Source organism: Vibrio sp. T11.5, from assembly GCF_027587155.1.
In the GTDB taxonomy this organism is placed as follows: Bacteria; Pseudomonadota; Gammaproteobacteria; order Enterobacterales; family Vibrionaceae; genus Vibrio; species Vibrio neptunius.
Genome location: NZ_JAPPTP010000001.1, coordinates 267,201 through 281,653, shown reverse-complemented (window position 1 = coordinate 281,653; position 14,453 = coordinate 267,201). Strand labels below are relative to the sequence as shown.

13 protein-coding genes are annotated in these 14,453 nt (G+C 46.2%); 7 read left to right on the top strand and 6 right to left on the bottom strand.

What is annotated here, in order from left to right; translation table 11 throughout:
- The first annotated feature begins 3 nt into the window (after nucleotides 1-3).
- From OH455_RS01310 to OH455_RS01280, 7 genes are all read left to right on the top strand, one after another.
- A complete protein-coding gene (locus OH455_RS01310) occupies nucleotides 4-1,080 on the top strand; it encodes a FecCD family ABC transporter permease (protein WP_269980050.1) in 1,077 nt (358 codons plus the stop codon).
- Complete coding sequence (locus tag OH455_RS01305) at nucleotides 1,077-1,844, top strand: ABC transporter ATP-binding protein (protein WP_045974192.1); 768 nt, start codon at nucleotides 1,077-1,079, stop codon at nucleotides 1,842-1,844. Before OH455_RS01310 ends, OH455_RS01305 begins: the two co-directional genes overlap by 4 nt.
- 18 nt (nucleotides 1,845-1,862) lie before the next feature.
- The gene (locus OH455_RS01300) at nucleotides 1,863-2,648 is read left to right on the top strand and encodes a nicotianamine synthase family protein (protein WP_084720179.1); all 786 of its coding nucleotides are present in this window, start codon (nucleotides 1,863-1,865) and stop codon (nucleotides 2,646-2,648) included.
- Between the two features lies 1 nt (nucleotide 2,649).
- Nucleotides 2,650-3,927, top strand: a complete 1,278-nt coding sequence (locus OH455_RS01295; protein ID WP_269980049.1) for an opine metallophore biosynthesis dehydrogenase — start codon at nucleotides 2,650-2,652, stop codon at nucleotides 3,925-3,927.
- Entirely contained in the window at nucleotides 3,920-4,789 is an 870-nt protein-coding gene (locus OH455_RS01290; protein WP_206371283.1) for a DMT family transporter, read from the top strand. The genes OH455_RS01295 and OH455_RS01290 overlap by 8 nt, the downstream gene beginning before the upstream one ends.
- A gap of 185 nt (nucleotides 4,790-4,974) precedes the next feature.
- Nucleotides 4,975-5,373, top strand: coding sequence for a VOC family protein (locus OH455_RS01285; RefSeq protein WP_269980048.1), 399 nt, complete (start codon nucleotides 4,975-4,977; stop codon nucleotides 5,371-5,373).
- A complete protein-coding gene (locus tag OH455_RS01280; protein WP_269980047.1) occupies nucleotides 5,373-5,945 on the top strand; it encodes a flavodoxin family protein in 573 nt (190 codons plus the stop codon). Before OH455_RS01285 ends, OH455_RS01280 begins: the two co-directional genes overlap by 1 nt.
- A 65-nt stretch (nucleotides 5,946-6,010) precedes the next feature.
- Here the strand turns inward: OH455_RS01280 and OH455_RS01275 are convergent, their stop codons facing one another.
- The 6 genes from OH455_RS01275 to trpS all read right to left on the bottom strand — a co-directional run bounded on the left by OH455_RS01275 (nucleotide 6,011) and on the right by trpS (nucleotide 13,998).
- On the bottom strand, nucleotides 6,011-8,371 hold the full coding sequence (locus OH455_RS01275) for a DNRLRE domain-containing protein (protein ID WP_269980046.1): 2,361 nt from the start codon (nucleotides 8,369-8,371) through the stop codon (nucleotides 6,011-6,013).
- Nucleotides 8,372-8,478: 107 nt separating this feature from the next.
- Nucleotides 8,479-9,096 (bottom strand): Lcl C-terminal domain-containing protein, encoded by a 618-nt coding sequence (locus OH455_RS01270; protein ID WP_269980045.1) that lies wholly within the window; start codon nucleotides 9,094-9,096, stop codon nucleotides 8,479-8,481.
- Nucleotides 9,093-10,652 carry an ethylbenzene dehydrogenase-related protein gene (locus tag OH455_RS01265; RefSeq protein WP_269980044.1) on the bottom strand — a complete coding sequence of 520 codons (1,560 nt, stop codon included), beginning with the start codon at nucleotides 10,650-10,652 and terminating at the stop codon, nucleotides 9,093-9,095. Before OH455_RS01265 ends, OH455_RS01270 begins: the two co-directional genes overlap by 4 nt.
- Before the next feature lie 386 nt (nucleotides 10,653-11,038).
- Nucleotides 11,039-12,370: an MFS transporter gene (locus OH455_RS01255; RefSeq protein WP_045974184.1), complete on the bottom strand. Its 1,332-nt coding sequence runs from the start codon at nucleotides 12,368-12,370 to the stop codon at nucleotides 11,039-11,041.
- 88 nt (nucleotides 12,371-12,458) lie between these two features.
- Nucleotides 12,459-12,761, bottom strand: a complete 303-nt coding sequence (locus tag OH455_RS01250) for a DUF1330 domain-containing protein (RefSeq protein WP_269980042.1) — start codon at nucleotides 12,759-12,761, stop codon at nucleotides 12,459-12,461.
- Nucleotides 12,762-12,975: 214 nt separating this feature from the next.
- Nucleotides 12,976-13,998 carry a tryptophan--tRNA ligase gene (gene trpS / locus OH455_RS01245; RefSeq protein WP_045974182.1) on the bottom strand — a complete coding sequence of 341 codons (1,023 nt, stop codon included), beginning with the start codon at nucleotides 13,996-13,998 and terminating at the stop codon, nucleotides 12,976-12,978.
- Between the last annotated feature and the right edge of the window lie 455 nt (nucleotides 13,999-14,453).

Sequence of the window (14,453 nt, the reverse complement as noted above, 5' to 3'; positions counted from 1 at the left end):
GCCATGAATTATCACAACCAAACTGCGCCGAATCCGAGCGATTTTAATAAGGATGGCGCAGGTCTCTATAGCCGATTGCAGCGGAGTCGACGTCGTGCGATTGGTTTAGCGGCACTTGCTGTTATTGTCGCAATGATCTTTGATATCAGCACAGGGGCTTCTTGGATTAGTCTTGGCCGTGTTTTTGAGGCCTTATTAGGCGGGCCGGAAGGACAAACCTTATCGACGACCATTGTCTGGCACCTGAGGTTACCTGTCACATTAACGTGCCTTGTGGTTGGTGCTTCGCTCGGATTGGCTGGCGGGTTGATGCAAACTTTATTGGCTAACCCGCTTGCTAGCCCTTACACCTTAGGCATTTCGGCCGCGGCTGGATTTGGTGCAGCTATGGCCTTGCTATGTGGCTTTTCGATCTTTGGTATCGCATGGCTTGGTGTTCCTGTCGCGGCATTTGTCACTTCTGCTTTAGCAAGTTTAGCGATTTATTTGATTGGTCGAGCACGCAACATGGACGCGAAAGTATTGATATTAGCAGGGATAGTGGTGTTGTTTTTCTTTCAAGCACTGCAATCTTTGGTGCAATACCTTGCTTCACCAGAAGTGCTACAACAGATAGTGTTTTGGCTCTTTGGCAGTTTGCTTAAAGCAACATGGTTGTCGTTCGCAGTCTCGGGGAGCATTTTACTGATTGGGCTCGGGTTTGCGCTGCCAAAAGTTTGGGCGCTAACTGCACTATCATCGGGTGAAGAACGTGCCCAGGCGCTTGGCATAAATACCGGCCAGCTTAGGTTGCAGATGTTCTTGCTCTGCTCGCTGTTAACAGCGGGTGCGGTTTCGTTTGTCGGCACCATTGGTTTTATCGGTTTAGTCGCTCCGCATCTGTCACGATTATTAGTTGGTGAAGACCAGCGCTTGTACTTGCCTCTATCTACATTGATGGGCGCATTGTTGCTTTGTGTCTCTTCATTAGTCGCTAAGTTGATTGTTCCGGGGACGATCCTTCCGATTGGAATCATCACCTCACTGGTCGGTGTGCCATTTCTACTCTATCTGTTGCTGCAACGTCGAGGTGGACTATGACAAGCCTTTCTCTACATCAGCTATCGGTTCATCTTGGACGCAAATCGATCCTCGACAACATTGATGCGGCATTTAAAGGCGGCGAGTTTGCGGCCATATTGGGCCCAAATGGTGCCGGAAAAACGACTTTACTGAAAGCTATGATGGGGTTAGTCCCAAGTAAAGGGCAAGTTCGTGGTCTAGATACTCATGGCAACGCTCTTCCTCGCACGGCCTATTCTTATTTATGCCAATTGAACAAATCGTCGAGTCAACTGACCGTCATTGAAGTTGTTTTACTCGGATTGGTGCACCAACTCAATTGGCGTATTACCGATGAACAGGAACATCTTGCAGAATCCATATTACGTGAATTGGGATTAGTTCAACTCGCAACACGATCTTTCTGCCACCTCAGTGGGGGACAGCAGCAATTAGTTTCGTTAGCTCAAGCTTTGGTTGGGAGGCCATCAGTTTTATTGCTCGATGAACCTACCAGCGCGCTTGATCTCAAACACCAAGTTCAAGTTTTGGATCTGGCGAGAGACTACACTCAACAGCAACAATGCATCACCGTCGCGGTGCTGCACGACTTGTCGATGGCTGCTCGCTACTGTGATCATCTTGTGTTACTCGACAAGGGATGTGTTCAACGTCAAGGGACACCCGGTGAAGTCTTAAGCGAAAAAACGTTAAGCCGTGTTTATCAAGTCGAAGTAGACGTGGGGCATTGCAGCCAAGGTCATGCCTATGTAACGCCTGTTCGCTTGCTGCCAACAAATTGAATTCTAGAAGGAAAAATTATGACGATGACGCATCGCCACTATCAATTGCTGGTGGCTATTTCGACGTTTGAATCACAAATCGATACATTAACGCAATACAGTGTTGAAAGTTGTGAATGCTTTGCACTACTGCAGGACAAATTGGACGAGCTTTGCGCTTGGATTTTAACCGAGACCACTCAACATTTGAGTGACGAAATTGGCCATCATCCTGAACATGATCGTCAAGTTAAACGTCTGCGTGAAACGGCGATAAAAGCCTTGTGTCTACTGGAAAAACATCAGTCGCAATGTGCCCAGACACACCAACTTGATGTGAGTGAATACTTGAGTCAGTTATCCGAAAACATTCATATCGAACTTGATAGGGCAGGCATTGCACCAGACTCACGCGTGCTATTTGTCGGGTCTGGGTCATATCCATTGTCCGCACTCACTATCGCGCAACTAACAGGGGCGGCGGTGCATGGTATCGATATCGATGAGCAAGCCGTTACGATGGCTAATCAGTTAGACCGAGCCTCTTTACCAACCTCGTTTGGCTCCAAGGACATAGTGACCGAATTCCAGACCTTTAAGCCAACTCATATTGTGGTGGCTTCGTTAGTCGAGCACAAATGGGAGCTGCTTAATAAGATTAAGCCGCATCTGAATCCAGAGCATAGAGTATTAGTGCGGTTTGGAAATGGTCTCAAGTCAGCGTTCAATTATCCATTCAACCCTGAATTGATGGATGGTTGGGAAACCCAACATATCCGAAATTCAGCGGCTGTCTATGACACTGTGTTGATGGAGAGATCCTAATATGACAAAAGCAATAGGACGTTTGCTCATTGTCGGGGCTGGCCCCGCTGGAATTCAAACAGCGGCCTTACTTCAGGATCAGGCCACACACATTGGCATTGCTAGCCGCCCGTCTGCTCGCTGGCAACGCCATGGCCATTTGTTGAAAGACAAACAGGCAGCTTGCGTCAATGTCGCCAAATCCAATCTTGCCCCCCTTGCTAGAACCGTGACGTTTGATGAGGTTTTTGATGATTTACTCACACTTGAGGGCGAGTGGGATACCTTGGTGATTGCCACACCTTCATACGCGTTGGCGTCTGTATTACTGTCGTTGCCTGTTGGATGTTTGCAATCTGTGCGAGACGTCGTCTTGCTTTCCTCTTGGGTCGGTGGGCATAAAATGGCACAAGGGTATTTTGCGGAGCGGGGTTTAAATCCAAATATAGTGGTCTTTTCTAACTACTATGCTGCGACAAAGTTCGACACCGATTCGTCGACAGTGAACGTGCTGACCAAGGCAGTGAAGAAACGCATTTATGCTTATGTCAGTCAGGATAGTAAGGGTGCTTTTCTAGCGCTTAATGAGGCGTTAAACAAGGTGGGTACTGATGTGAAAAGGCTAGAAAGTGGCTACAGTGTTGAAGGGAGAAACATTACATTGTATGTCCACCCAGCCTTCTTTTTGACGCCTTTTTCACTTGACCATATTTTGGGGTCCAGTGATGAAACTAAGTACATGTATAAGCTCTTTCCTGAGGGGCCTATTACGCCAGCGACAATGAAAACCATGGTGGGGTTATGGCAGGATCTGTCATTACTGATGCGCCAGTTGGGTGGGGTACCATTTAACTTGTTACAGTTTCTCAATGACGACAACTACCCTGTGCACGAAGCAACGTTATCGCGACATGACATCGATACCTTTGCTGACTGTCAACCTATCGAGCAGGAGTATCGGCTTTACGTACGTTACAGTGCCATTTTGATCGACCCATTTTCTGTTCCGGATGAACAAGGGCGATATTTTGATTTTTCAGCCGTTCCGTTTGCTAGAGGCGATCTTGAGCACCAAAGTTGGCCACGGATCCCCAGTGAAGATATTCACGCATTGTATTGGGTTAGAGCGTTAGCTCACTATGTTGGGGTCGCTTTGCCAACGGTCAGTCGTCTCTTAGATGAACTTGAGAAGTGGCTGTGTCATCGTCAGATCCCGAACCATTTTTTAGAATCAAGCCATTGCCACGAGACTCAGAGTCTTCAGTGGTTGGCCCTGTTGTTAGGAGACAATCATGAATAAAGGTGTGGCTCTAGCCATATTTTCAGCGTTGATATTCAGTATAATGAATGCACTAATTAAGGCCGCTAGCCTAACCATACCGAGTGCAGAAATCGTCTTTTTCCGCAGCGCGATAGGCACGATTCTGATATTGGGTTTAATGTGGCAAGCCAAGGTCGCGTTCTCGACGGTTGGCGTTCCGTTACTGGTTTTGCGGGGGCTTCTCGGAGCCTTCTATTTGCTGGCTTTTGTCTACACCATTACTCATATACCGCTCGCTGATGCAGCGATTCTGGCCTACTTGTCGCCGTTTTTTGTGATCGTGTTGTCCAGCCTAGTATTGGGGGAACGCCTTCCAGATAAAGCCCGATGGTTACTGCCTTTGGTCATGTTTGGTGTTGCTTTGGTCATCAATCCTTTTGATTATACGTCGTTTAATGTATTTGCTCTGGCTGGTATTGCCAGTGCGCTGTTTGCTGCTGGTGCGTCTATCACCATTCGTCATTTGAGTAAGCGGCATCATACGTATGAAATTGTGTTTTACTTTCTGATGACGGCCATGCTGGTTTCTGCCTATCTAATGAAAGATGATTTTGTTGTTCCACAAGGGATTGAATGGGTTTACCTAGTGGCAATTGGGGTGGTGTCTTTGATTGGACAGATCTTTTTAACCAAAGCATTTACGCATGAGAATGCTGCTGTCGTGGCAGGGACTCGATACATTGGCTTAGTTTTTAATGTGCTGTGGGGCGTTTTATTCTGGCAGGAAATACCGAGTTGGATGACTATTTTAGGCGGGGGGATCATTGTTGTCGCTTGTATCGCCTTGTCTTGGAAAACATCCTCTTCTCCTGCCGCTCAGCCACAATCAGCGAAATCTTAGCCCCTTCTGAGCTCAGTAATCATAGTAACGATTGCTGAGCTGATTGCTCCCGTAATGGAGACCAAAAACTCCTATAGTGACTGTTGACCTCGACTTAAGTTGAGGTTTTATCCTGTGTTTTCTTCGCTTTGATGATACCCAGATATGGGCTATCGCTAAACTCAGGATCTTGACAAGGAGCTATTATGATCCCAAGGAACTCAATATTGCGCGTTGCTCGACCGACTAACGAACTTGATGTTCTCACCAATATGTATATCAATGGCTTAGGCTTTGAACTATTGGCTAGTTTTACTGACCACGAAGGCTTTAGCGGAAGTATCATTGGTCATCCAGCTCATCCCTATCACTTAGAATTCACACATCATTACGGCAGTCATGTTGAACCTGCACCTAGTCTAGATAACTTGCTGGTATTTTACATACCTGATGAAAGTCATTGGCAGCGCTGTTGCCAAAACATGGTGGAGGCGGGATTTAACCGAGTCGCTTCATTTAACCCATATTGGGAAAACGTTGGATGGACTTATGAAGATATCGATGGTTACCGCGTGGTATTGCAGCGTCAGGTTTGGGAGGCATAATGGCTAATTTAGAACATACCAAACGAGGTCAGGATAGACGAATCTCGATTGTACTAGGTTCATCAAAGGCAGAAGGAAATACCCGTCAATTCGCTGAAGCGGTTGCGGCTATTTCAGGGGGCAGTGTGTTTGACTTGTCAGATTATGACATCGCATTTTATGACTACGAACACCGTAATGAGTCTGACGATTTTCTTGAGCTAATGCATACATTGGTCGACGCAGACCACATAGTTTGGGCGTCCCCCGTTTATTGGTATTCTATGTCAGCTCAGATGAAAGTGTTTTTTGACAGGTTGTCGGATTTGACGGAGAACGACAAGCCTTTGGGTCGACGCTGGGCGGGGAAAAGCATGTCGGTCATTTCTACAGGTTATCAACCTACGTGTCCATCGTGTTTTATTGAGCCGTTTGTTCTGACCGCTCGGTATTTCGACTTGGACTTCAAAGGCCACCAGTATCTCTCTATTCAAACTGACGCTGATCTGGCGCAATTAGAAGTGGCTGCTCATAAAGCGGTAGGCCATATCGACAGCCATCAGATAATTGAACAAGGGGTTAGCGTAGAATAGTGATCCAAATACTCAATCTGGGCTTTGGACCTGTCGCCCAGATTGAGATTTTCTATTCGTAGTCGCTAGTGATAAGTAATGGTTAATACAGGCCCCATTCCCAGTTCACGAGAACTGATATCAAGGCCGTTCAGGCTCTTAGGTACAATGATAAGCCCAGTGTTTTCTCCGTTTAACCATGATTGAAGTAAGCCTGAATGGGTTAGGTCGATACGGTAAACCCCTTTCTCTTTAGGCGAGAAGGTTGTCAGATAGTCGCTAGAACCACCGTTATCGTAAACCGATTGCCAAGTCGCTGTCTGCTCATTCCAACTTTGGCTGACGCGATACAATTCGAAATCGCCAGTCGAAGCGTTGGTCACGTGTAAGGCTAGTACCACTGAGTCAATCTCAGCAACTTCAGGTAAAACAGAGACATCAAACTTCATCAACGTATTGGTTTTGCCATATTTGCTATCAAGCAAGTCAGCAAGCAAACCGTCCGAATGGTTGTTGAAGTTTTCCGAAGATTTACTCGAGGCGATAAAAGTATCGTCACTGGTTGGTAGCGATAGCGAGTTAACGGGAGCCTCACAGTCTTTGCGTTCGTGATAGCTAATAACCAGGGCTGGTGGTGCACCTGTTTCACTTGAGTCAAAGTCGAGGCCGTCGGTTGTACCGGATGAAGCGACGACGATGCCAAAATTGCCATCATGAGCCCACAAATCGAGTAGGTGGCTGTCGGTTAAATCAACATCAAACTTGCCCGTTGATGAAGGAGTGAATTGGGTCAGTGTTCTTGCGGCGATTTGTTCACCACCGACTGAATTCCAAGTCGCCGATGAGTCTGTCCAAGCCTCTGTTGCAATATGAACGCCATACGCGCCATAAGATTTGTTAGTGACTTGCAATTCAAGCTTAACGCCAGCTATATCGACACACGTGGGGATTGATGAAATGTCAAACGCCATCAGACTCATGGTACGGCCATAAGCAGAATCAGAGGCGTCGGCTAGCAAGCCATCTTGGTGTCCATCAAAGTTAGTATCTGGCTGTGATTGTGCGACAAAAACATCTTGCGTCACAGGTAAGCGAATAAATGAAGGAGATGGCCCGGGGTTTTGGTTCTTCAGTATTGAGAGACCATCTGCTGACTGAACCAGATCCATCGTTTCTCCAACTTCATTGAGTGACCACCAGTTGACGTTTTCGGGTAAACGAAGCTTATCCGCTTGTCTGTCTTCTCTTGTTAGCGTGGAGGCTGAAGCGTCAAACTGCGCTGTTCGGACCGTCATCGTGTCTGGCAACACTTGGATGACCTTCACTTGTTGAATACTGGCCGCGTCTAAGGTCCAGCTTTTAGGATCATTCGCCGATCGGGCTGCCGCACCCCAACTGCCTTCACCGATGTACACTGTGCCTCCGCTTGGCGAAGTAACAAAACCGCTGCCGTCTGGTTTTAGTTCTCGGGTGGCCTTAGTCAAGTGGCTGTCAGATTCCACAACCAGATTCATACCGTGTTGGTAAAACAAGTTTGCCCACCAGTTAAACAGGTCTGGGCTGTCAGACTTGGATGACACGTGAGGAAACATCGGCCTGTGATACTGGGCAACGCGCCAGACGTTTTGAGTGCCATGGGTGGCTAAATCTTGTTCAAGCCACTGGTTCATTTGAGAAGCGTAGTTTGACCATCCACTTTTGCGAAATTGGCTGTTCAGTGTATAGACGCGAAGTAATGGTGAAATGTTAACAACGTTGTAGGTATCAAAAGGATTACACTCACCATTACCATCAGCATCGACTCCAAACACTTTACATAGTGTTGAGTAATCGTAGTCTTCATGATTGCCATGGGTAGGAATAAATGGGTAGGTACGCTTGTACGCTATGCCGTCAATCTGGTCACTGGAAAAGGTCAATGCCCAATCCTCTAAGTACTGAGCCATTTGTGACGCGCTGTTTTGGCTGGTGTAGTCGCCGCCGTGAAGTATGAATAAAGGACGAACTTTCGCGACGAGCTGATTTCCCATTCTTCGGTTGGTCCACCCTGTACGTGTATCGCCTCCAGCGATCATAACAAACTCACTGTTATCAATCGGAGCGGTACGGAACCAAAAACGTTCTCCACAACCTTGCTGGTCACAGACACGATAGTAAACCGGTGAATCCGGTGTTAGATTCTCCAATCTGACAAAATAGCTAAGTAAATCACCGCCGAACACGTGGTTGTAGCTAGGTTGTTTGGTCTGCCATGTCGTTTCATCTGTTGAGGTGCCGTATTGCACATAGGGTTGTTCACTCTCACCGTTTGGAGAGAAACCAATCACCGCTTTTCGCGCAGGGTCGCTGTCCCAGACTACTCGATGATATTGTGTTGCGGCTCCCGCATTCAAACAGGTGAGCCCGGTTATGGCTAAAAGTGACAGTGTTGCAATCCTTCGAATCATAATTAAGTCCATAGGTTATGGGTTAGAGTCGGTCTAAACTGACCATGAAAATTCGACTAACGTGCTTAAGTGCGCACCTGCTACAGAGGAGAGCGCTCATGACTGGCTCACTCCCATTGAGTGACCAAAATTAAAAAGGCTGCATTGCGATAGGGAAGGGTTTTCACTTGCCCATCGCGAAAGTCAACGGCGTTGGCCCCATCACCCAAACGAGCATAGAAACCGCGCAAAGGAATGGAATGATCAGATGACCAGTACTCGCCTTTGCGTACCCTCGGGAAAAACCCGCTGCTGATTTTGGCTTGTCCATTGGGCACCGAGAGGTTAATCAGCGTAGTGAGCTCGTCTGTCGTTGGAACCCGCCAATCATTGCGGCCACATAAGGATTCAGCATTGGTTCGAGTGACATGGTCGAAGCTGTCGCAGCGACCCTCGTTAAAAAAGCAATCGCCGCGATCCGGGACTCCTCGCTCCCCGTCAAACCATGAGTAAGACCAGTAAGAGTCATGGATATTTTCAGAGTCAGTTTTTACTTCCCAGAGTAATCCGGTTTGCTTATCCAACACGCAGTTCCAAGGCCCCTGCCAGATATCGAGCGGTTGTCCACTCATGGTTATTTTTTGCCACCTTGATGATTGGGGGTTATCGGGTTGAATGGGGTGAAGGTAAGCGATGACCACCAAACTTGTGATCAAAGCAACCAGAATCGACAAGCGTTTGGTCATTGTGCTGCCTCAAATGCCAAGCGAATGCCTTGAGCGTGTCGCGTATGTGCTATTTGTGAATGATCAAACGCAGCTACCCAAAGACACACGCCATCACGTATTGCAATATCTTGAACTGAGCCTGTTTCTAATCTTCGAGCGATTTCGAGTGACCATACTCCATTGTTCCATCGTCCAAAGGCACGGACATCCCCCCGGTCCCCTTCAAACTGATTAGAGTTGTGTAATACCGAAGGAAGGATCGTCTTGAGGGGGGACTGGTCAACGTGTTGTGTGTAAGCCATGGTGTCATGCCAGCTCAGGTAGGGAGCGTAACGCGTAGACTGGTTAATAGACGAAAAAGAGCTGGTTAGATTTGAGTTAGGCAGACGTTTAGGCGTGACGCCATGGGGTGAATACCACTGCCAGTTCATTACGTAAGCGCCGGACTCTTTACCATCAGTGATATAGCCAGCAGTATAGCGCCTCTTAGCGGGGTCAACTTGCTGAGGAGTAGTGAACGAATTGTCATCCGCCTGATACATGGCATTGGTTCGTACAGCCTTCCAATGCCATAGATCACGAAGGCTGTTATCTGGCGAATAGTGATAACCTTTGCCGTGCCAATTGGCAGGCTTTCCCTCTAAGGGTTTAGGCCCAAGATGGGCTGTACCATCAGCGCCTAGGTTACAGGTATTGGAGAGCATTATTGCCAGTTTGTCTTCATAGAATCGCTTTTCGTCGAAGCGATAAAAGCCGTCTTCTTGGACTTGCCAACCTTTGTCTGTTTTAACCAGCGGGAGGTGATTTAGGCTCTCGGTGGGGTCATCCCAAGTGATGTGGAAGAAAATATCCTGCTGGTTATGGAGCGCTTTGATACCGATGCGAGTATGGCCATTTTCAAACCCTTCTCCACCATGGGTTTCTACGTAGGTCGATGGTGCATTTTTCCAAATGTGCTCGTCGGCAACACCATCAATACTGATCACCTGATCCGGTGGTAAAGTGGTGGCGGTGAGAGTAGAAGAGGAAGTCAAAAATAGGCCCATCCAAGGGACAAAGGTAAGGGTTAAAACCACCAGTATTTGGCGTATTTCAGGCCCAGTGACTTGAGTAGAAAAGAGTGAGACGAATACCGAAACACCATATTGAACAAAGTAGCCACCAGCATGAAGAAACAGGTAAAGCAGCGCTCCGTGTGCAAGATAGAAGTGCAGCATGCTTGCATCACTGGCATAACCACCAATCAGCAACCACCCAGTCACAATTAATGCAGGGAAGAGAACGTAGCTGACTTTAATAAAGCGTTTATTAAATGCGTTGATGCCTCGATGCTGGCTCGATTTAACACTCGGCTTGAGCCTCCAACGGTAAAGACAATATGAGAGTGTTAAAGCACTTAACGCAATACCGGAATAGATATGGATGGAATGCAATTGCCCTTGAGGAAGCCACACTGAGAAGAAAAGCCAGTGCGGATAGCTCACTGTTGCGATGCGAAAGCCTGTAAAAAGGTTGATCAGAACAAACAGCATGGCAAATCCATGCAATACGACCCAAACTAGTGTCCGTTTCATTGACCCGATTGATAAAATTGATAAAGGTGGGCCAACTTTAAAGCATGTGATTCAAAAGGATAGGATATAAATCACATATGAATAATGTTTAATATGAATTTGTCGCAACTGTCATAAATCATCTATGTCGCTACGACAACTCCACCACAAGTATATAGCAGGTTCACTTGGTAGAGTCGCCTTATGTGGGTGACAAACTTTACTAGTTAGCTGAGTTCAATGGCAGAAAAAAGCGCATTTGGAGCCTTGGTGATGGCTGCCCAATATTTGTCTCCGTATGACCAATGCCACCACTCGAAGGGGTAATTCACAAAGCCCGCATCAAATAATCTTGCTCAAACGAACTTATCAAAGTTTTAAACCGAGGCTGCGCGTTATACTCCTTTTCAGAAAATCGCCTGCTTCCTATGTTTGATATAGAAAAAAGCGCTGATTGTAATGAACAGAAACGTAAAGTAATAGAAAAATGAAGACAGAGAGGCGATGAAGTCGACGTGCTGTTCTATCTCCTGCTCGGTATAATTCTGAGACACCAGCTTATAGTAGTAGGCGTACAAAATGCCGATTGAGCCGTATCCTAAGTTGAACACTAAACCTTTGAAACTCAACACCGTTGCTCTGTTGTGAGACTCAGTCTTTTTATTGAGGTGATAACTGATGAAGATGTTCATCGTCATGATAATAAAGATGAGTAACAGGGCAGGGATTACCCCATAGATTGACCACCCTAGGCTGATCCAATAATACGTTGCCATGCTTGCTAAACCCATGATCGCAATGAACCTTTTGGCGGCGATTCGTTCCGCTAGTTTACGACTTTGCCCAGCCAATAAGATTTGCAAGACGCTTATCCCCGCGCCGATGAAGCCGAAATAGATAATCGGAATATCTATGGCGCGATAGTATTGGCTGTTCATGGTTAAGAACATCCGCGATGTATGCTCAAACAAGCTGTAGTAGAGCAATATGAATAGCACGTAAGGAGTGGAAAGCACCCACTTACCCGTATTCAGCGTTAATTTGAGGCTGGCGATTGTGGTGGCAAATTTATTGTCGTGCACTGGCAGTGCACTGTTGTCTTCTTCCATATTTATTGCGGCATAAAAGGCGATAAGCGCAACGAACAGGGTGGCATAGACAGGAATACGCATGATGTCTTGTGTCTTTTCTGGAGCGTCGAGGCCAAAGACGTTAAATACCGACGCCATAAAGTTCACGTCATACATGGCTGCGCCAATTAGGGTTACCAGAATCCCTACACTAGATGAAATACGCAGCTGGATCTGCAGCACTTGCGGCCAGACGTCTTCTTTACCTTGTTCTTTTAGTGTGTCGTAAGCCAAAGCCTCGTCGGCGCCACTCGCCAATGCCATCGCTAAGCCACTCAACACTCGATTAATCAAAAACACAAAGAAAACAATCGTTGGGTTCCCTGTGGGCACAAAAGCGATCATGGCGATTTCAATAAACATGACCACTGAAGAGAGCACCACCAGCTTTTTCCGCCCTAAGGTATCAGCGAAAGCGCCAGATGGGACTTCAGCTAAAACAATGGTCGCGGCCCAAACGACGTTAAGCATCGCAAACTGTGACAGGGTTAAGCCATAATCGAGATAAAGTAGGGTGAATACTGGGTAGTAAAAACGCGCAAAGTAACTGCTGCGAAAGATTAAGAAGCTGCGGACATTACGGATTTGAAGAATTTCTTTGAGTGTCATGAAGGCTTCAACACTTTGAACAAGATAAAACTATGTATATACCCTTTGGGTCTCAATGGTAAAGGTTGTGTTTGAAATCATGGGATTGCTAAGTGGTTTTTTCATAACTGGCTATGATGGTTGTGTGGGATACAGACGCATCAAAGTATTGAGCTTTGACTTGCAAATACTCACTATCTGCAAAGAAATTTTGCGCGGCTTCTTGATTGGGAAATCGGATCGTAAAGACTCGATTAATAGGTTCATCAACTTCAGACAGCAGAACATCAGAAACCATAAAGTCAAAGCCAAAACTGCCACCGAATGACCTAAGAATAGGCTTCATAGCCGCTCGATACTCGGAGTAAACGTCATTGTTCGATACTTCAAGGCCAACTAAGAACTCGTACATTTTAATCGCTTCCTATTTTTCGGTGTTTGGTTACCTAATTTATTGTGCCTTAAAGAAATAAACCGAATCAAACCCAAGATTCCACCCTTTGACATTGCCCCAACTCGTCGGAACAGATGCAACGAATAGGACAGAACCCACTTAATCAGGCGCTGTCCTTAAAAGTGCTACTGGTCTGAGTATGTGTCGATGCTGAATCGACAACGCCAGCCTTTCAGAAGAGATTAAGGCCGAAGATATCTTTTACATCAAAAAGCACTTTTTGTGTTTTCTCTCTAGATACTTGGCTGCCTTTGCGCAGCACATCCACCAATTGAGCTCGATCATTCAGAAATTCCTGTCTTCTGTCTCTGATCGGTTTAAGCATTTCTTGTAGACACTCCTCTAGGATCTTTTTTGTCGTACCATCACCAAGTCCGCCGCTCTGATACTGTTGTTTGAGTCGCTTGACTTCATCTTGATCTGGGTGGAAAGCATCAAGGTAGGTAAACACCACGTTGCCTTCGATTTGACCCGGATCTTCAACTCGCAGGTGATTGGGATCCGTATACATAGATTTGACCGCGGCAGAGATCTCTTTCTCACTGGCACCAAGATTAATGGTGTTGCCCATCGTCTTAGACATCTTATTTTTACCGTCTGTGCTGGGCAAACGGGGAGCGTTACTGAGTAACGGGCGGCATTCATTTAAGATAGCTTTGCCAGCTAAAGAGTTCACTTTCCTTACTATCTCATTGGTTTGCTCAAGCATAGGTATCTGGTCATCACCCACGGGAATCAGAGAAGCATTGAAAGCTGTGATGTCAGCTGCTTGAGATATAGGGTAGGTAAGAAAACCGGCCGGAATAGAGCGTTCAAACCCTTTGTTGTGAATTTCACTTTTGACCGTTGGGTTGCGCTCCAATCGACTGATAGTAACCAGATTGCTGTAGTACATGGTGAGTTCGGCGAGTGCAGGCAGTTGGGATTGCAGACAGATGGTTGTTTTGGATGGATCGATGCCGACCGCTAAGTAATCTGCAACCACATTTAAGATGTTCGAAGATACCTTGTTCGGGTTATGCGCGTTGTCCGTAAGGCCTTGCATATCCGCAACAAGAATAGTCTGCTCATGAATGTCTTGAAGGTGAACACGCGGTTTTAAAGAACCCACGTAATGTCCCAGGTGCAATGGGCCAGTGGCTCGATCTCCGGTTAGAATAATGTCCGGTTTTTCAGTCTGTAGTTTGTTTAACATGTTTCTGTCTCCTAGTTAAATAGAGGGCTACTGGAGATAGAAATAGGGATGACATACTTAGCTACCTTCCAGCAGCTAAAGAATGTAAGAATTCAGTGCCGCTCTAATTAGAGCGCCACCAGAAGAAAGATGAAGTAAGCATTAAGATACATTTCATTTGGCACAAGCTAACAACAAAAACTATCAAATACAACCCTTTAATCCTGCTTTTAATATGAAATTGGCTTGTTATGCTAGTAGAAGATGAAATAAATTACTGTTAATCATCAGACTGACTCAACGCTCGCCAATATAATGCGCTTTGTTGAAAAAGCGATACCACACAGGCTCATTTTTTATCGGACGTCAGAAATCGAGCATCTAATATATGCTTTATTTTTTAATGGTTTATGTTAGCTTGATTGAAGCTTAGTTGGCAGAAAACTGAGACTGTCCATGATAAAAGATGGTGGCGA

Excerpts from the sequence above, each read along its gene's own strand:
- OH455_RS01310 (WP_269980050.1), top strand. The coding sequence starts at position 4 with ATGAATTATCACAACCAAACTGCGCCGAATCCGAGCGATTTTAATAAG.
- OH455_RS01305 (WP_045974192.1), top strand. The coding sequence starts at position 1,077 with ATGACAAGCCTTTCTCTACATCAGCTATCGGTTCATCTTGGACGCAAA.
- OH455_RS01300 (WP_084720179.1), top strand. The coding sequence starts at position 1,863 with ATGACGATGACGCATCGCCACTATCAATTGCTGGTGGCTATTTCGACG.
- OH455_RS01295 (WP_269980049.1), top strand. The coding sequence starts at position 2,650 with ATGACAAAAGCAATAGGACGTTTGCTCATTGTCGGGGCTGGCCCCGCT.
- OH455_RS01290 (WP_206371283.1), top strand. The coding sequence starts at position 3,920 with ATGAATAAAGGTGTGGCTCTAGCCATATTTTCAGCGTTGATATTCAGT.
- OH455_RS01285 (WP_269980048.1), top strand. The coding sequence starts at position 4,975 with ATGATCCCAAGGAACTCAATATTGCGCGTTGCTCGACCGACTAACGAA.
- OH455_RS01280 (WP_269980047.1), top strand. The coding sequence starts at position 5,373 with ATGGCTAATTTAGAACATACCAAACGAGGTCAGGATAGACGAATCTCG.
- OH455_RS01275 (WP_269980046.1), bottom strand. The coding sequence starts at position 8,371 with ATGATTCGAAGGATTGCAACACTGTCACTTTTAGCCATAACCGGGCTC.
- OH455_RS01270 (WP_269980045.1), bottom strand. The coding sequence starts at position 9,096 with ATGACCAAACGCTTGTCGATTCTGGTTGCTTTGATCACAAGTTTGGTG.
- OH455_RS01265 (WP_269980044.1), bottom strand. The coding sequence starts at position 10,652 with ATGAAACGGACACTAGTTTGGGTCGTATTGCATGGATTTGCCATGCTG.
- OH455_RS01255 (WP_045974184.1), bottom strand. The coding sequence starts at position 12,370 with ATGACACTCAAAGAAATTCTTCAAATCCGTAATGTCCGCAGCTTCTTA.
- OH455_RS01250 (WP_269980042.1), bottom strand. The coding sequence starts at position 12,761 with ATGTACGAGTTCTTAGTTGGCCTTGAAGTATCGAACAATGACGTTTAC.
- trpS (WP_045974182.1), bottom strand. The coding sequence starts at position 13,998 with ATGTTAAACAAACTACAGACTGAAAAACCGGACATTATTCTAACCGGA.